The organism is Nesterenkonia ebinurensis, assembly GCF_008711175.1.
Taxonomy (GTDB): domain Bacteria; phylum Actinomycetota; class Actinomycetes; order Actinomycetales; family Micrococcaceae; genus Nesterenkonia; species Nesterenkonia ebinurensis.
In genome coordinates this window covers 1-17,858 of the sequence record NZ_VWNF01000015.1, presented here as the reverse complement: position 1 = coordinate 17,858, position 17,858 = coordinate 1, and the positions used below count along the sequence as shown (strand labels likewise).

General features: G+C 61.6%; 14 protein-coding genes, 2 tRNA genes and 1 pseudogene. 11 read left to right on the top strand and 6 right to left on the bottom strand.

From position 1 onward, the window contains the following. The first annotated feature begins 291 nt into the window (after positions 1-291). On the top strand, positions 292-483 hold the full coding sequence (locus tag F0311_RS07300; protein WP_150461292.1) for a hypothetical protein: 192 nt from the start codon (positions 292-294) through the stop codon (positions 481-483). A 57-nt stretch (positions 484-540) separates the two neighbouring features. Here the strand turns inward: F0311_RS07300 and F0311_RS07295 are convergent, their stop codons facing one another. Further along, entirely contained in the window at positions 541-1,371 is an 831-nt protein-coding gene (locus tag F0311_RS07295) for an SIR2 family NAD-dependent protein deacylase (RefSeq protein WP_223881195.1), read from the bottom strand. A gap of 12 nt (positions 1,372-1,383) precedes the next feature. Here F0311_RS07295 and F0311_RS07290 point away from each other — a divergent pair, with 12 nt between their 5' ends. From F0311_RS07290 to F0311_RS07270, 5 genes are all read left to right on the top strand, one after another. Beyond that, positions 1,384-2,460: a hypothetical protein gene (locus tag F0311_RS07290; RefSeq protein ID WP_150461291.1), complete on the top strand. Its 1,077-nt coding sequence runs from the start codon at positions 1,384-1,386 to the stop codon at positions 2,458-2,460. A 70-nt stretch (positions 2,461-2,530) separates the two neighbouring features. After that, entirely contained in the window at positions 2,531-3,727 is a 1,197-nt protein-coding gene (locus tag F0311_RS07285; protein WP_223881194.1) for a DNA polymerase III subunit delta', read from the top strand. Between the two features lie 60 nt (positions 3,728-3,787). Continuing rightward, positions 3,788-5,446 carry an alpha/beta hydrolase gene (locus F0311_RS07280; protein WP_150461290.1) on the top strand — a complete coding sequence of 553 codons (1,659 nt, stop codon included), beginning with the start codon at positions 3,788-3,790 and terminating at the stop codon, positions 5,444-5,446. 90 nt (positions 5,447-5,536) lie between these two features. Continuing rightward, positions 5,537-6,511, top strand: coding sequence for a universal stress protein (locus tag F0311_RS07275; RefSeq protein ID WP_150461289.1), 975 nt, complete (start codon positions 5,537-5,539; stop codon positions 6,509-6,511). A gap of 27 nt (positions 6,512-6,538) precedes the next feature. Further along, positions 6,539-6,611: transfer RNA gene (locus F0311_RS07270), tRNA-Thr, on the top strand. A 103-nt stretch (positions 6,612-6,714) separates the two neighbouring features. Here the strand turns inward: F0311_RS07270 and F0311_RS07265 are convergent. After that, complete coding sequence (locus tag F0311_RS07265) at positions 6,715-7,152, bottom strand: hypothetical protein (RefSeq protein ID WP_150461288.1); 438 nt, start codon at positions 7,150-7,152, stop codon at positions 6,715-6,717. A gap of 49 nt (positions 7,153-7,201) precedes the next feature. Between F0311_RS07265 and F0311_RS07260 the strand changes: the two genes are divergently transcribed. Beyond that, positions 7,202-7,290, top strand: a tRNA-Ser gene (locus tag F0311_RS07260). 13 nt (positions 7,291-7,303) lie between these two features. On the opposite strand, the gene F0311_RS07255 is transcribed toward F0311_RS07260, so the two are convergent. Then, positions 7,304-8,230 carry a hypothetical protein gene (locus tag F0311_RS07255; protein ID WP_150461287.1) on the bottom strand — a complete coding sequence of 309 codons (927 nt, stop codon included), beginning with the start codon at positions 8,228-8,230 and terminating at the stop codon, positions 7,304-7,306. Positions 8,231-8,268: 38 nt separating this feature from the next. On the opposite strand from F0311_RS07255, the gene F0311_RS07250 reads away from it, so the two are divergent. Beyond that, complete coding sequence (locus F0311_RS07250; RefSeq protein ID WP_150461286.1) at positions 8,269-9,669, top strand: phosphomannomutase/phosphoglucomutase; 1,401 nt, start codon at positions 8,269-8,271, stop codon at positions 9,667-9,669. 6 nt (positions 9,670-9,675) lie between these two features. Here F0311_RS07250 and F0311_RS07245 read toward each other — a convergent pair whose 3' ends face one another. After that, on the bottom strand, positions 9,676-10,887 hold the full coding sequence (locus F0311_RS07245) for a PucR family transcriptional regulator (RefSeq protein WP_223881196.1): 1,212 nt from the start codon (positions 10,885-10,887) through the stop codon (positions 9,676-9,678). Positions 10,888-10,924: 37 nt separating this feature from the next. Here F0311_RS07245 and F0311_RS07240 point away from each other — a divergent pair, with 37 nt between their 5' ends. The 3 genes from F0311_RS07240 (at position 10,925) to F0311_RS07230 (ending at position 15,334) form a co-directional block, all read left to right on the top strand. Beyond that, positions 10,925-12,601, top strand: a complete 1,677-nt coding sequence (locus F0311_RS07240; protein WP_317982580.1) for a class I adenylate-forming enzyme family protein — start codon at positions 10,925-10,927, stop codon at positions 12,599-12,601. 32 nt (positions 12,602-12,633) lie between these two features. Further along, positions 12,634-14,061, top strand: a complete 1,428-nt coding sequence (locus F0311_RS07235) for a TIGR00366 family protein (protein WP_223881193.1) — start codon at positions 12,634-12,636, stop codon at positions 14,059-14,061. A 100-nt stretch (positions 14,062-14,161) separates the two neighbouring features. Continuing rightward, positions 14,162-15,334 carry a thiolase domain-containing protein gene (locus F0311_RS07230; protein WP_150461283.1) on the top strand — a complete coding sequence of 391 codons (1,173 nt, stop codon included), beginning with the start codon at positions 14,162-14,164 and terminating at the stop codon, positions 15,332-15,334. On the opposite strand, the gene F0311_RS07225 is transcribed toward F0311_RS07230, so the two are convergent. Then, a complete protein-coding gene (locus F0311_RS07225; protein WP_150461282.1) occupies positions 15,331-17,214 on the bottom strand; it encodes a phosphoenolpyruvate carboxykinase (GTP) in 1,884 nt (627 codons plus the stop codon). The genes F0311_RS07230 and F0311_RS07225 overlap by 4 nt on opposite strands. A gap of 436 nt (positions 17,215-17,650) precedes the next feature. Next, positions 17,651-17,858, bottom strand: a pseudogene (locus tag F0311_RS18430) (hypothetical protein); the annotation flags it as partial.

Genomic DNA, 17,858 nt, shown 5'->3' with positions numbered 1-17,858 from the left:
CAAAACCCTCACCCCCACCGACCTCAACCACCTCGTCGCCGCCAAACGCTTCATCGACGCCCGCAACGTACTACCAGCCACCGACTGGGAAAACGCAGGCTGGACCTTCACCCAACTCGGCCGCAAACTCGAGTCAGAAACGACATCAAATCAGTAGCCGCGGCCAGGGTGGACCTGCAAGTCCGCACCTCATCTTCTACGTGGAACCGCCCTAGGCGATCCGTGTGGGACGAATCCTGCACACAGCCGCCACAGAAAGGTAAGGCTGCGGGCCAGGGGTGCATACTGGCCATGGCAGAAGATCCTGGCCCCTCAAAGATCACCGACATTGAGCGACGCTTGGAGCACGACCACAGCTGGATCTCCCGATACCAGGCACCCCTGACACTGGCTGGCGTTATCGAACCGGCCGGACGAGGACTGCTGCGCTTCACCCTGCCCTACCTCAGCGCGTTCCTCACCGAACACGGCCAACGGTACTGAGATACATGTGCCGGCTGAATCGGCGGCAACCAAGGTGAGCAGGCGGCGTCGTTGGTACTACTGCGCCGCCGCGGCACTGACCAGAGCGGGCAGCAAAGAGCCCGATGAACCGCGTAGGCAGTAGTCCATGGTCTCGCTGAGCTCAGTGAGCTCCGGGTTGACCTCAATCAGTGGAGTGCCTCGCTCCAAGGCCAGCAGCGGCAGAGAGGCCGCAGGCTGCACAATCCCGGATGTGCCGGCCACAATCACCAGATCCGCGTTCCGAATAGTCGCCGCGGTGGCTTCGAAGGCCTCCATGGGCAGCATCTCACCGAACCACACCACATCCGGGCGGATATGGGCGCCGCAGTCCTGACAGACCGGGGGCTCCTCCGGCTCAGGCGGGGACTCGAATCCGTTGTAGGTGGGATCCGGCAGCTGCGCCGCAGTACCGCACTCAGCACAGCGGTGGGTGAAGATGCTGCCGTGCAGATGAGCCAGCACCCGAGCCCCGGCACGTTCGTGCAGATCATCCACGTTCTGGGTGGCGATGGTGAGTCTGCCGCCGCGCTCGGCGAGGTGGCGTTGCCATTCGACGAGCGCAATGTGCCCCGGATTGGGCTCCACCTGACGGATCAGCGACTGCCGCCACCGGTACCAGGTCCACACCAGGGCCGGGTTCGCAGAGAACGCATCCGTGGTGGCCAGGTCCTGAGCCGAGAACCGCTCCCAGAGCCCGGTCTGGACCTCACGGAAGGTGGGCACCCCGCTCTCGGCACTGATCCCAGCACCGGTGAGCACTGCCACCTTCTGGGCATCCCGGGCAAGGCTGGCAACGTCGTCGGTCATCTCCTGAAGCACCTGCATAGACTCCACCGTAGCGGCAGCACACCGCAGAGTCAGGGTCACAGAGTCGCAACGATGCCCGATGCGGGGTTTCAGCCGCGCACCGAGTCGGCCTACCGTGGTGCCATGGGATACCGCGCAGCACCTCACGAACGGAAGAACACGCCGCTCGGCGCAGCTCTGACCACCGCAGCCGCTGCAGCACTGGCGCTCAGCGCCTGCGGCACTGGAGAGGACCCGTCCGCCCAGCCCAACGGTGATTCACCCTCGGAGGCAGACATCTCATCCTCCGGAGGCGTAGTGCCCGCCATGGACGCTGCCGACCTACCGGATTCTCCCCCAGAGCTGGAAGCACCGGAACCGGCCACAGTCATCACCAGCGCCTCCGTGCTGGAAGACGCCGAGGGCCCCCAGCTGTGCTACTACATGATGGAGTCTTATCCCCCGCAGTGCGGCGGACCTGATGTGATCGGCTGGGACTGGGACGAGCACCCCCACAACGAAGCCTCCGGGGTGCGCTGGGGCGACTACGTGCTCACCGGCGACTACGACCCGGGCACCGAGGAGTTCACCCTAGATGAGGTGCTGCCCGACGATGAGGCTCCGGCGGCCCCGGATATCTCTGTGGACTTCACCAGCCCCTGCCCGGAGCCCGAGGGTGGCTGGGAGGTCGAGGACCCCGAACGCACCACCGATGAGACCCTGCAGCAGACCCAGCAGAGCGCTGAGCAACTGCCCGGCTACGCAGGCCTCTGGGTGGACAATTCGCCGAACCCGGTCACCGCTGAGGATGTCAATGAGGCCGCCGCCGAAGGTGAGGACACCCTTGAGCTGGAGGAGCAGCTGAACGATCCCGAGCTGCTGATCCTCAACGTCCAGGTTACCGAGGACCCGCAGGGCGCTTATAACACCCTGCGTGAACAATGGGGCGGGATGCTCTGTATCAGCGAAGCCACCTTCACCGAGGATGAGCTGAACTCCCTGCAGGAGGAACTCGAGGTGCCCGGGGCCAACAGCCTCTCGGTGGACACCACCAGCAACCAGCTCTCCGTACAGGTGCTCTACGACGACGGCACCCTGCAGTCCCAGATCGATGAGCACTACGGCCCCGGCGTGGTCGTGATCAACTCCGCCATGCAGCCCCAGGACTGAGCTGAGCGTGGTTTCTGCCGGGTTCCGGCCGGGCAGGGCGAACCTCCGCGCCAGCTTATAGAGTGGGAGGGTGAGTACGACGACGCCCGCGCCCCCAGCAGCCCAGGCGCAGACCTCTGCCGGCACCGGAGTGTTCGCCGAGCTGGTGGGGCAATCGGCCGTGGTGGAGCAGCTGCGGTCGGCCGTGGCCTCCGGTATGCCCACCCATGCCTGGCTGTTCACCGGACCGCCGGGGTCCGGTCGCTCGAATGCAGCCCGGGCGTTCGCCGCCGCGCTGAACTGCGAGCAGGGCGGCTGCGGACAGTGCCAGTCCTGCCGGATGGTGGCCGCAGGTGCCCATCCCGCCGTGCAGCTGGTCTCCACCGAGAACGTCACCTACCGGATCGACGATGTCCGTGAGCTGATCACCACTGCCCAGGACCGCCCACAGGGCTACCGGTGGCGGGTGATCGTGATGGAGGACGCCGACCGGATGACCGAGCGGGCCACCAATGTGCTGCTGAAGTCCATCGAGGAGCCTCCCCCGCAGACGGTCTGGGTGCTCTGCGCCCCCTCCCCCGCTGATGTGCTAGTGACCATTCGTTCTCGATGCCGGCCGGTGAGCCTGCGCATTCCGCCCACTGAGGAGGTCGCGGCACTGCTGGTCTCCCGCGATGGGCTGAGCGCAGCCGAGGCTGAGTTCTCTGCCCGGATTTCGCAGAACCATATTGGGGTGGCCCGCCGACTGGCCGCCGACCCGCAGGCCCGCAGCCGCCGCGAGCAGATCGTCTCCCTGCCGCTGAGAGTCCGGTCTGCCTCCGGTGCCGTGCTGGCTGCTGCTGAACTGGTCTCCATGGCCCAAACTGATGCCGAGGCTGACTCCGCTGTCCGGCTGGCCCAGGAGCAGACCGCGCTGCGCCGCTCACTGGGCCTGGAGCCTGAGGAGAAGATCCCGGCCAAGCTGCGCAGCCAGTTCAAGCGGCTGGAGGACGACGCCGCGCGGCGGGCCAAACGGGCCGTTACCGATTCCTTGGACCGCACGCTGATCGACCTCACTGCTGCTTACCGGGATGTGCTGAGCATCAAGCTGGGCACCGGCGCTGAGCTGATCAACCAGCACTTGAGCTCCCAGCTGGCCGAGCTTGCTGAGGTGCTCAGCCCCGAACAGTCCCTGGCCTGCCTGGACGCCCTGAACGCAGCCCGGGTGCGAATCACCCAGAATGTGCCGCCCACCCTGGCCATGGAGGCTCTGATGATGCAGCTGATCCCGCGAACCAGACGCCGCTGACCCCGGCTGCTGGTTGAGACCGCTGCGCAGCATCTCGGCGGCTGTCGGTAGGGTAAGGGAATGATGGCATCCAGACGAGTCTCCCGGACTGCCGCTATTGGCGGCGTCGTACTGCTGACCCTGCTGACCGGATGTGCGACTGAGGACCCCCAGCCCGCCCCTCCGGTTGATACTGAGACCGAAGAAGACACTCCCGAACCCCCAGCCGAAGAGACCGCGGCCCCTGAGGATGAGGAAGAGGACGACGACGCCACCAGCTCGGTGAACACCGACTACAGCGATATCGTCCCCGATGCCGGGCACAGCCCGCCGGAGCACTTCCCCGCCGATCCGGTGGAGGGACTGGACGAGTTCTACGACCAGGAGGTGGACTGGCGCCAGTGTGAGTCCGGTATGCACTGCGGGACGGTCACCGTGCCCAAGGACTACAGCGATCCGGACGGCGAGACCATTGAGATCGAGTTCGTCTCCGACTCCCTGGATACGGTGCCGTTCCTGCTGATGAACCCCGGCGGTCCCGGCTCCTCCGGCTACGACATCGTGGCCGAGCAGCTGGACTGGGTCTTCACCTCCCGGCTCCAGGAGCAGTACAACATTGTGGGCTTCGACCCGCGCGGTGTGGCCCGCTCCGCCCCGCTGGAGTGCATGGACGATGAGGAGTACGACCTCTTCAACCAGCTGACCGGCGATGAGGCCATCGACGCCGACCTGGTGGACGAAGTCGTGGAGTTCACTGATGTGGTGGCCCAATGCCAAGAGCTCAGCGGGGACCTCATCGAGCACATCGACACCATCTCCGCGGCCCAGGATATGGACATTGTGCGCGACGCCATCGGTGAGGATCGACTGCACTACTTCGGCATGTCCTACGGCACCAAGCTGGGCCTGGCCTATGCCGAGCTCTTCCCCGAACATGTAGGCCGCTGGGTGCTGGACGGGGTGATGGACACCTCGCTGAGCATCAGTGGGATCACCGCTGATCAGTCCGTGGGCTTTGAGCGTCAGCTCTGGGAGTTCGCCGAGTTCTGCGCCGCGCACCAGGACTGTCCCATTGAGGGGGACGCAGAGGACGTGGTTGATGAGATCGACCAGCGGATCGACCAGATGTGGGATGCCCCCGTAGAAGCCTCGGACGGGCGTCTGATCAGCGCGACGACTATCTTCAGCGGACTTTCCACCACCATGTATGTGGCCGGCGGGCAGGAGGCCCTGCTGGTGGCGCTGACCGACTGGGTCGAGAACGAGGATCCCGAGTACTTCCAGTACCTCTCGGACATCTACGACGGGCGCAACCCGGACGGCAGCTACGACTGGATCTCCAGCTGGTCCTTCCGCACCATCATGTGCCTGGACTACCCGCTTGACGGTGAGGGCTTCGAGGGCCCGGGCCTGCTGGATGAGGAGACACCGTTCACCGACCAGTTCATCGGCACCGGCACCGAGTTCTGCCATGCACTGCCCACTGAACCGATGGGCGAACCCTGGGAGCCCAGCGATGAGCTGCCGCAGATGCTGCTGGTGGGCGGCACCGAGGACCCGGCCACCCCAGTGGAGTGGGCCGAGAGTGTGCATTCGATGATGCCCAACTCCGCGCTGCTGCTCTACGAAGGCGAGGGACACATCAGCTACCGGCCGGACAACCCCTGCGTGGCCGATGTTGTGGACGACTACTTCATCGAGGGCACGCTCTTTGAGGGTCAGGAGACCTGCGGGGGCTGACCATGGAACGGCAGGGATGCCGCGGGACCGCACAAGCAGTCCGGGCCCGTCACCCTAGAGTGTGATATGCATCACTGTTAGGCTGAGTCCATGATTCACCACATCAACGGCACTCTGGGTGTACTGGTCGGCTTCGACGGCTCTGAGCATGCGGCGCGGGCCCTGCAGTGGGCTGCCGCCGAGGCCACACGGCGTGAGCTGCCGTTGACGGTGATGACCGCTTTCACCGTGCCGCGGACCATCTCCGGATACACCGACTCCACCACCGAGGTCACCGGGGACACTCTGGCCCGCCAGGGCGCGGAGGAGATTCTCGAAGAGGCCCGGGATCTGTTGGCTGACTATCCCGGTCCGGTCCAGTCCCACGTGGAGTACGGGGATGCCGCGGGTGTTCTGGTGGCTCATTCCGCCCATGCCGAGATCGCCGTGGTGGGCGCCCGCGGCCGCGGCGGGTTCATCGGCCGGGTGCTGGGCTCGGTCTCCTCTGCGCTGCCCGCCCACGCCTCCTGCCCCACTGTGGTGGTGGACCGCAGCTATCAGCTGCGCACCGGGGACGCCCCCTGGCTGAGCACCGACCAGCGCCCCGTCACCGTGGGCATGGATTCCTCCCACGGCTCCAAATTGGCTGCTCTGCGTGCCGCCGAGATGGCCGCAGCCCATGGCGTGCCGCTGCGGATCGTCCTGGCTGTCCCGCCGCTGGACGGGACCCTGCTCTGGTATCCCGAGCTGGGCCCGCGCGAGGATGAGCACCAGCGGCACCGCCGGGAGCTGGAGGACCGGCTGCAGGTGGTGGTGCGCTGGCTCACCGAGCACTTCGAGCACCTGGTGATCAGCTGCGCAGTGATCGACGGGCTGCCCGTAGAGGTGCTGCGCGAGGAGACCACTGCCGCCCAACTGACCGTGGTCGGCACCCGGGGTCGGACCGGATTGGCCAGTGCCCTGCTGGGCTCCACCTCATCCTCGCTGCTGATGCATGCCGCCGGGCCAGTGATGGTGGTACCGGAGGATGAGGACTCGCGGCTGCCTGATGATGAGAAGCACGAATCCGCCGCACATACCCGCTGATAAGATAGGTGCTCGCGTGTTCCGCGCGCCTGCTTAGCTCAGCTGGTAGAGCATTCCACTCGTAATGGAAAGGTCGTCGGTTCGAATCCGATAGCAGGCTCAGTGCTGGTCCCGGCGGCGGGCACAGGTCCCGCTCGCCTCTCGCTCGGTTGCAGTGGCACCGAGCTTCGCACCTAAAGTCGCAGCATCGCTGCGCTCGCTGCTCACGGGAGAGCCTTCTCGGCCTCCTCCAGGCAGGCCAGGACCTGGTCGGCGCGATGGCGGACCGAAGCCAGCTCACCGTGCTTCAGCCGCACCATCGCCTCGGCCTCCGCGGTGGTGGCCAGATGATTGGCCGCCCGTGAGAGCCCGGAGTGCAGCGCAGAGGCCCCTGGCGGCACGTTCAACCCGGTGGCGGGGAACTGCTCATGGGCCCTGCGGCACATCTGGTAAACCCGCGGAAGCTGTTCGGCAAGCTCGTCACCGATAAGCACCAACTGGTTGTGAGCGGCGTCGTCCTCCACCCCCTCCAGAATCTGGTGGTACCGGTCCAGGCCACGCACATAGCGGTCATGGGCCTGCCGCCAGAGCCCTTTGCCCAGCTCCTTGTCGATCTTCCTACCGTCGGCCCTCCGGATGCCGCGCCGTCCGAACAGCTTCATCGCGGCACCCGAGCCCGGTGGCGTATAGTGGAGCGCTGGAAACACTCCAGGTGCGGTGACCGAGCGGCCGAAGGTGACGGTCTTGAAAACCGTTGTTGGCAACCCCAACCGTGGGTTCGAATCCCACCCGCACCGCCAAAGACCATCAGCGTCAAGACTGGTTCTTGAAGACCACCAGGAACCGGTGAGCCTCCGCGGCGGTTAGCGGTGAATTGGCGGCCAGAAGTTCGGCGGCCTGGTCCACATGGTCATCGCGCAGCAGAGCATACATCTGGTCATGCACCCAAGGTTCCAGATCCTCATGTGAGAGGGTGATCTTCTCCTCACCGCGCTGGACCTCCAGGTGGAACCCAGCCTGCTCATCCTCGGCGGCCCAGTCCTCCGGGATGGTCAGCTCCTCATCCGGGTTGAAACCCTCCGCAGCCAGCAGCTCCCTGGCCTTGGCATCCAGATCCTCCTCATCGGCCTCCGCCGGATCAGCGGGCTGCTGCCCACCGGGGATATCAGGTACCTGGTCCTTGTTCTCCCCCAGGATCTTGCCGGTGTTGGGATCCGCCTCCGCCAGCGGACCCTCACTGGAGCTGTCCGGAGAAGCTGCCGAGGCGTCTGCGCCCCTGAGGTCCGGGTCCTGTGCAGATTCCGAAGAATCTGGGGCGGCCACCTCAGGGGCGTCGTCCTTCTCCGCATCCTCGCGAACCTGATCGATGGCATCCTCGAGGTACTCATCGCTGACCTGGTCATCGCCTCCGTTGAGGTTGAAGCCCTCCTCGAAGCGGATCTCACTGGGCGCGGGCTGCGGGTAGCGGAACAGCGCCTGGATCGCCACGATGCTGTCCTGGATGGAGGCGCTGGTGGACTGCTTGAACACCGCCAGCGCGCGCTTGGCATCCTCGGCGGCGATGGCTTGGTAGACGGCCTTGTGCTGGTCGTCGTTGAGCGCCAGGGCCGCCGCCCGGGCAGCCTCAGGGGTGATCTCGTCCTGAATCCGGGTATGCATCTTCTGCGCCTGGCGCTGCATCATCCTGCGGATCAGCACAAAGATCACCACGCCGGCGAGCAGGACCATGAGGATCTCCATATCAGCCAGTCTAACGGGCACACCCGTAGAATGTCTGGGTGAGTATTGATCTGAGCGAATCCTTCAAGGCCTATGATGTGCGCGGGATCGTGGGTGAGACCATCACCGCAGACTCGGTGCGTGCGGTAGGTGCGGCCTTTGTGGACGTGCTGGGACTGTCCGGCCAGCAAGTGCTGGTGGGCGGGGATATGCGGCCCTCCTCGGCCGAGTTCGCTGCCAGCTTCGCCACCGGGGCTGCTGCCCGCGGAGCGGTGGTGACCGATCTGGGTCTGATCTCCACCGATATGCTCTACTACGCCTGCGGGACCATGGATGCGCCCGGGGTGATGTTCACCGCCAGCCACAACCCCGCCGAATACAACGGGATGAAGATGGCCAAGGCCGGTGCGGTGCCGCTCTCGGCTGAGACCGGGCTGACCGAAATCCGCGACGCCGCCCAGGCCTACCTGGAGGCCGGTGAGGTTCCTGAGAAGGACGACGTCCAGGTCGAGTCTGTGCCGCTGCTGGCCGAGTACGCCGCCTACCTCCGCTCCCTGGTGAACCTCTCCGGAATCCGCCGACTGAAAGTGGTGGTGGATGCCGGCAACGGGATGGCCGGGCTGACCACCCCGGCGGTGCTGGGCGATGAGCTGCTGGACGGGCTGCCGGTCGAGATTGTGCCGCTGTACTTTGAGCTCGACGGAAGCTTCCCCAACCACCCGGCCAATCCGCTGGAGCCGGAGAACCTGCAGGATCTGCAGGCTGGAGTGATTGAGCAGGGTGCGGATATCGGGCTGGCCTTCGATGGGGATGCTGACCGCTGCTTTGTGATCGATGAACAGGGTGAGCCGGTCTCCCCCTCGGCGGTGACCGCGCTGGTGGCCCGTCGCGAAATCGCCAGGGCCAGGACCATGGGGGAGGCGGAGCCGGTGATCATCCACAATCTGATCACCTCCCGTGCAGTGCCGGAGCTGGTGGAGGCCGAGGGCGGCCGGGCGGTGCAGACCCGGGTGGGGCACAGCTACATCAAGGCGGTGATGGCCGCCGAGAACGCAGTCTTCGGCGGTGAACACTCCGCCCACTACTACTTCCGGGACTTCTTCAACGCCGACACCGGGATGCTTGCTGCCATGCATGTGCTGGCAGCACTCGGTGAGCAGGAGCAGCCACTCTCCGAGCTGGCCGCTGAGTTCAACCCGTACTTCGCCAGCGGTGAGATCAACTCCCAGGTGGCCGATAAGGCCGCTGCGACCGAGAAGGCGGTGACGGAGTTCGAGTCGGGCGGCGTCGTCGTCTCGCGTCTGGACGGGGTCACGGTCTCCGCTGAGAACGGCAGCTGGTGGTTCAACCTGCGGCCTTCGAACACCGAGCCGTTCCTACGCTACAACGGCGAGGCCCACAGCCGCGAACAGATGGAGCAGGTCCGCGACCAGGTCCTCCGCCTGGTCCGGGAGGAATAAGAGCGCTCAGCGGCAGTCGTTATCGTTATATAGAGTCCGAGCCTCAAGAGCCCACTGTATCTCTGCGATGTCGGCAGGGTTGCTCAAGCGGAGGCCAGTAATCTCTTCATACCTCCGAAGCCGATAGCGGAGGCTGTTCTCGTGGACCATCAACCTTTGGGCAGCAATTTTTACCACACATGAGTCTTCGAAGTACATCTCAACAGAATCGATAATCTCCTGACCGAAATCTCCGTATTCCACAACAGCTGCTATGCACTTATCAATGAGGTGTGCCGACACCCCGGGGCTCTCTAACAGGGCAAGTCTCCAGGAAGCCTCCGCTGCACTGTAGATCCCGCCCAGCTGTTTCGCCTGAGCAATGGTCAGGAGCTTTCTGGCTACCTGATAAGACCCAGCCACCTCTGAGAGACTCACGAAGGGGCCAATTCCAATAATCTGATCTTTCTGAGGTTCTGGCCGCTTGGAAACTAAACCAACTACCAACTCACCTTCAAACACCACCTGTGCAGGCGCACCAGAGTAGCTGCCTGAGGTTTCTAGGCGGCTTCGAACAGTGCTGCCTCGACCGGAGGGGAATGAGCAACAAACTGCTGCATACCTGTGCGAGGGGTCAAGGCCTAGTCTCTGATAAATACCGATACTCGGCTCACCCCGAAGGATACGACGAACCCCTTCAGTGCGAAGCTCAGCATCCCGAATAGCCGATTCAGTCGCCAAGTCACGGTAGGCAGCGACGATTCTGGCCGTAAAACCATCCGCGACCGCCCAAAGGATCCGCGACCCTCTAAGAGCGGTGCGCGTGTCGACACCGATTGCCTCACAGTACATTACGAAATGGTTATGAATGATGGTGAAACACGTTCGAAACCCTTGCAGCACATCCTGCACCGCGATGTGCTTCTCGTAGCGTTCGCGCCCAGTCAAGAGTCCCTCGTTAAGATCCTCGGCCGGCAACGCGGTGCCTTTGGCCAAGGTTCGCACGGCCATATTCACGTTCCTAGTCACCGAGCGGTCAAGTTCTTCGTCCTCCACCGGATCGTACTCAGGTTGAGATGCCCGCAACTCTTGCACTACTTTCTCAACAATCGCTCTGCAATCTGCTGCCAACCGGTCTGCAATCTCGCGAAGCATCCAGATGTCTTGCTCATCCCTATGATTCAGGGCCTCAACCGTAGTACCGGTACCGATATGGAAGTCTTCCTGAGGCTTATTCATCACGGAAATACCATCCTAGAAGTTGTAATTTCTACAAATGCTACTGGGGAAACGTTGTACCGGGCCATGTAGCACTGATTCACACCTCATTCCATACTTGAGATGCGCATCACGTGAGATACAGCACACCAAGGAACCTACACCTTCGAGAGGCATAATGAACGTCCCCACCAAAGTCCCTGCTACGTACATCGAGGCATGGGACAGTGCAGTAGCCACGCACCCTCACGCCCCCTTTCTCCTATTTCATAGCGACGAGAAGGTCTGGACTCAGTGGTCTTACTCAGAATTCGACAAGCATGTAGAGCGAGTCACCGCTTGTCTGGTCAATCTAGGAGTTCAACGGGATCACTCAGTGCACTTGTGTCTGCGAAACTCACCCGCTTTTATCGCTGTCCAACTCGCATGCGCCCGGCTTCGGGCATGGACGGTACCAGTAGATCCAGCGTCCAGCCCCAGAGACATCGCTCGACAAATATCCAGAACTGCACCAACTGTCGGGATAGCCGCTGAGGCTCGTTCTGAAACTTATCGCGCAGGCGCTGCCGGTCAGCTCAACCAAATATTGCTCCTGCATGAAGACGAACGCGATTTCACGGAGATTTCGGCTTTCTACCCCAAAAAGGGACACGACCTCTCAGCCACCACTCCTGCACGGCCTGAGGACCGCCTAGCAGTCATGTTTACCTCTGGCACTACTTCAGAACCTAAGGGAGTCGTCCTCACTCAGGCCAACTATGCCACGCTCACACGCAGCATGGCTGAACTTGCCAATCTGGGGCCTCAGCATCGCTGGTTCATTTCCTTACCCATGTTCCATGCCAATGCGCAGTTCTACTGCCTAGCGCCCGCCATTGGAGCAGGAGCCTCCGTTGCCCTCTCAAGTAAGTTTTCAGCTTCAGGTTGGCTTCAACAGGCTCGTGAGGCCAAAGCCACCCACGCAAGTCTCTTCGCAGCTCCTATTCGGATGATCCTCAATCGGACTGCCAAGGACTCAGAGCCGCTCCACCTCACACATGTGTGGTTCGCTCAAAATCTGAATCACTCGCAGTACACCGCGTTTACAAAACTCGCTGGCACACAGCCACGTCAGCTGTACGGGATGACAGAAACCGTCACCATCGTCACACGGGATAACAACTCCAATCCCTCACACGACACAATTGGCAGAGCCGTGCCAGGCCGAAAAATACTCCTAGTGGACCCTTCCACTCTAGATCCGGTGTCTTCCGGGGAACCCGGACTTCTACTGCTGGGGGGAAAAAGAGGCCACGACATCTTCCAGGAGTACCTCAACAGACCAGAGGCTAACAAAAGTGCTTTCGTCAGTGTGAATGGACAAGAATGGTTCGTCACAGGTGACCTCGTCCGAACCTCACGCGACGGAACTCTAACGTTTGTCGGCAGAATTGACGACGTCACGAAGATAGCTGGCGAGAACGTCTCGCTCACAGAACTTGAAGCCAGGATCTCAGAAGCTCCTGAAGTCGCCGAAGTAGCGGTAGTAGCAGTAGACGATCCAATCCGCGATCACGCAGCAGTGGCTTATGTTGTACCCGAAAAATTCGTTGCTGATCACGTAACAGCCGAGTCCCTCACAAGGTGGGCAGAAAAGCACCTTGCTCCAGCGTGCCGCCCAAAGGAATGGCATCTCATCGATGAGCTTCCCAGAACTTCCGTTGGGAAAATCCGGAAGTTCAAGCTCGCCCGCTAAAGATCTCAACCCAAATCCCTCAGGAGACCCTCATGTCACAGACACAGGTGAATGAAAAACGGTCCTTCATGGATCGATACTTAGCATGGTTCATCAAATGGATGCCGGATTCCTTCGTCATCTGTCTGAGCCTTACCGTTCTCGTAGCGATCCTTGTCCTGGTCTTCACCGACACCCCAGTGTGGAGCAATGACCTAGAGGAAGTCAGCCTCGTCTCTGCGTGGGCGGGATCGTTCTGGGATTTACTGGCGTTTACCATGCAGATGACCGTGCTTCTGGCCACGGGCCACGCTGTAGCGTCCTCACCCCCAGCAAATCGGGTTCTCACATGGATAGCTGGTCTTCCGAGCACCCGAGGACAGATGATCGCACTAGGAGCCACAGTAGCAACACTTCTAGGGTTCATTCACTGGGGCCTCGGCATGATGGGGGGCATCGTGATGGGTAAAGAACTGCTAGCCCAAGCCCGCCGAAAAAATATCAAGATCCATGCGCCTATCCTTGTGGCAACAATTTTCATGGCGTTTTTGCCCAGCTCCGGAGGAATGTCCGGTGCCGCGGTACTCTATTCAGCTACACCCGGGTATCTTCGAGATTTGGTTCCTGAGGCATACGAGGAGGTCACTCCATACAGTCTTCCCCTGACCAGTACTGTACTGCGCATTGACTACATCTTACTTCTCGTCATCTGCATGATCATCGTCGTGGTTCTGGCAATCGCTATGCACCCTAAGAATCCAGAAAAGATGAAGCAGATCGAGGATCAGCTCCTAGACGAAATCGATGCTGGGCAACAGGTAGTCAGGGTAAAGCGGGAAACACCGGCACAACGTGCTAATGCCAGCAGGATCATTATGTACCTCTTCGGCACCCTGGGGCTCCTCTACAGCCTCTTTATCCTGGGCTCCCAGGGGGTAGAAGCTTTAGACCTTAACTCTTTCAACTTCCTGTTCCTTTCGCTCGGCATCCTGCTCTGTGCCAACTATGGTCCCGAGTACTATGCCGGTCTGATTAAAGACGGTATCTCAGGGACTTTTGGATTCATTCTTCAGTTCCCTTTCTACGCCGGAATCTTTGGACTGATCAGTGCAACCGGTTTCGGAGAGATCATTTCCCAAGCCTTTACCACAATCTCAACTGCCGAAACCTGGCCCGTCATTGCTTTCCTCTACTCCGGCCTGCTGAACATCGCGGTGCCCTCAGGAGGTTCGAAGTTTGTGATCGAAGCTCCTTACATCATTCCCACCACTTCAGACCTCGGTGCAGATATGGGACTCATTCTTCAGGCTTATCAGCTGGGCGATGGACTGACTAACCTTCTGATTCCATTCTTTGCACTTCCATACCTAGCAAACTTCAGACTGAAGTTCAGCGAGGTCGTGGGATACACAGTTCCCGTTGTGGGACTGTTACTCGTACTCATATGCGGCTATCTCTTCGGCATGTCAGTACTGCTCTGAAATTCGTAGCCCACCCTCAGCATGACTGGACCAGCCGGGGGCACACCAGTGCTACGTATAAACAGTTGAACCGCCGTCCCAAGAAACTCGGAGAAGAATCATGGCAGCACCAGTGCATATCGTCGGATGGGCTCACACCCAGTTCGGCAAACATCCTAACCAAGACTTGGAGTCGCTGATGGCTGAAGTCAGCGGCAAAGCCATCGCTGATGCTGGTCTGGGTCCAGAAGACCTCGACGGCATTGCAGTAGGCGTTTTCAATAACGGATTCTCCTCACAAGGATTTGAAGCAGCGTTAGTTGGCGCTAGCAATCCGGCCCTGGCGCAAGTGCCTGCCACCCGATATGAGAATGCCTGCGCAACCGGATCAGCCGCATTGCACTCTGCCATCACACAGATCGAAGCGGGACGAGCTCGCGCCCTGCTAGTCATCGGGGCAGAAAAAATGACCTCGGTTTCGGGGAAAGAGGTCAACAGTAACTTATTAGCGGCTTCCTACCGAAAAACTGAGGAATCCCTGGGCAGCTTCGCAGGCGTATTCGCTCAGTTCGCCGACTTATACGCGGAGCGTTACAGTGACCCCCGGGAGGCGATGGCGTACGTAGCGGCCAAGAACCACCGAAACGGCACAGCCAATCCTTATGCTCACATGCAAAAGGACCTCGGCTATGAGTTCTGCGTGACGCAGTCAGAAAACAATCCGCAAGTCGTCGGCCGGCTGCTTCGAACAGACTGCTCCATGGTTTCCGACGGGGCTGCAGCGTTAGTACTCACTTCTGAGGACCTGGCACGCTCAGCCCACCGATCAGTCGTGGTAAAGGGGCGAAGCCAGGCCAATGATCACATGACACTCGCAGCACGACGAGATCCATTGGAATTCGCAGGACCACGCTTGGCTTTCCACGGAGCACTGCGGGAAGCCGACATCACCCTAAATGACCTCGATCTGCTAGAGACTCATGACTGCTTCACTATCGCGGAGATACTTCACTATGAAGCATTCGGGATCGCCGAACCAGGCAAGGCTGGTCAGGTACTTGCCGCCGGTGAGACGGAACGTGACGGCCGCCTGCCAGTGAACTGCTCCGGAGGCCTAAAAGCCAAGGGACATCCTATTGGTGCAACCGGTGTCTCTCAGCACATTATGGCTGCCATGCAGCTTACAGGCGAAGCCGGAGACATGCAGTTGGAGAAGGTCGGCCGAGCCGCCGTGTTCAACATGGGAGGCTCGGCCGTAGCCAACTACGCAACAGTGTTGGAGGCAACCTCCTAAGCAGAGTCCACCCGGGACTTCAGCTCCTCGAGTTCGGCAGCGATGGATTCGGGCAGGGATTCGCCGAAGCCGGTAAGCCACTCCTCGATTAGTGGGATCTCCTCGGCCCACTCGGCCGGGTCCACCTTGATGGAGTCCTCGATGTCCTCATCACTGACCTCCAGACCGGTCAGGTCCAGGGCATCTTTGGTGGGGGTGTAGCCGATGGGGGTCTCCACGGCTTCACCGGTGCCTTCCAGGCGCTCCACAATCCATTTGAGAACCCGGGTGTTCTCGGCGAAGCCGGGCCAGGCGAAGCCGCCCTCGCGGTTGCGGCGGAACCAGTTGACCAGGAAGATCTTGGGCAGCTTTTCCGGCGCCGCGGCACCGGAAACCTCCACCCAGTGTTTGAGGTAGTCGCCGGCGTCGTAGCCGATGAACGGCAGCATAGCCATCGGGTCACGGCGCACTGTGCCCACTGCACCCTCTGCGGCAGCAGTGGTCTCGGAAGACAGCGTAGCGCCGTAGAAGATGCCGTGGTTCCAGTCGAGGGCCTCGGTGACCAGCGGGACCGTGGTCTTGCGGCGCCCGCCGAAGAGGATCGCATCCAGCTTGACCCCGTTGGGCTCGAAGTACTCTTCGGCCAGCATGTCAGTCTGATCGATCGGGGTGCAGAACCGGGCGTTGGGATGGGCTGCCGGTGCCTCTGAGTCCGGGGTCCAGTCATTGCCCTGCCAGTCGGTCAGATGTGCTGGCGGTTCCTTGGTCATACCCTCCCACCAGACGCCGCCGTCATCGGTGAGCGCGCAGTTGGTGAAGATGGAGTTGCCCTTGGCGATAGCGCGCATGGCGTTGGCGTTGGTGTGCCAGCCAGTTCCTGGCGCAACGCCGAAGTATCCGGCCTCGGGGTTGACCACGCGGAATTCGCCCTCAGCACCGGGACGGATCCAGGTGATGTCATCGCCCAGGGTCTCGGCCTTCCAGCCCTCCAGGGTGGGGTCGATAAGCGCCAGGTTGGTCTTGCCGCAGGCAGAAGGGAAGGCCGCAGAGACGTAGTAGCTCTTGTTCTGCGGGCTGGTGAGCTTCAGGATGAGCATATGCTCGGCCAGCCAGCCTTCGTCCCGTGCCATCACGCTGGCGATGCGCAGTGCGTAACACTTTTTGCCCAGCAGTGCGTTGCCGCCGTAGCCGGAGCCGTAGGACCAGATCTCCCGGTCTGAAGGGAAGTGGACAATGTACTTCTCCTCGTTGCAGGGCCAGGGCACATCCTTCTGGCCGGGCTGAAGCGGGGCGCCCACAGAATGCACAGCTGGCACGAAGAAGGCACGGGGGTCGTTTGCCTCCCCGAGTTCCTCGATCTTGCGCAGTACGTCGGTACCGATCCGGGCCATGATCCGCATACTTGCCACCACGTAGGCGGAGTCGGTGATCTCCACCCCGAATTTGGGATCATCGGCCTCCAGGTGGCCCATCACGAACGGAATCACATACATAGTGCGTCCGCGCATCGAGCCCTTGAAGACCCCGTTGAGGGTCTGGCGCATCTCGGAGGGGTCCACCCAGTTGTTGGTGAAACCGGCGTCGCGCTCCTTCTCAGAGCAGATGAAGGTCCGGGACTCCACCCGGGCGACGTCGGCCGGGTCGGAGAAGGCGGCGAAACTGTTGGGAAAGTCCGGGCTGGTCAGCCGAGTCAGGGTGCCGGATTCGACGAGTTCGTCAGTGAGCCGGGTGTACTCACCCTCTGAGCCGTCTACCCAGTGGATAGTGTCAGGGGTGGTGAGTTCGGCGATCTCGGAGACGAAATCGATCAGCGGCTGATGGGATGTGGGGGCATCTTCTGCGATGCGTGCTGGGGTTACACCGGGCGCCGTTGCAACGGTGGTCACTGTTTTTCCCTCCATTGGATACAGGTTTCGAGGTTTCTGCTCCGCCTGCCGGAGACTGGCCGATGAGGACTACGGAACCCCGTAGCCTGAGCCGCTGTTCCGTAGCGCGCACTACGCTGTGCGCACCAGTCCTGACCGCCTGCCGGTTCCGGCTGTTGGAGCAGATGGTGCCCACTGTAGCGCGAAGATGTCACATTCACGTGAACTGCGCCCGCACTGTGATAAGTTTCACAAATCAACTGTCACCCCAGCGATGCGACAATCTCCATCCAAGCACGAGCCTGCGGACACCGGAACCGGTGCCATGGACGTGTGAACCCCGGACGAGACAGCTACAGTGGTCGCCGCGCCGGGGTTATTTTCGCACCTTGCTACCGACAGGGCGGGGCCCGAGCACTCCCCTAATTTCGCGATCGGCCTCAAGAAGGTAGCGAAGAACACCCGGGTACGCCTAAGCACCGTTGCTCTTGGGTCCTGCGAACGGGTACGGGTTAGTCTCTACCTCTATGCGCCGCTCAGAGAAGGAGCCCTCATCGCCGTGGATGAAGGCTTCGACTTTCTGGTGGGCTTCGTCGTCGTGGTATTGCTGGGGTGGGGATTTCATGAAGTAGGCCGAGGCTGCCAGTAGGGGTCCGCTGATGCCGCGGTCCAGGCCGATC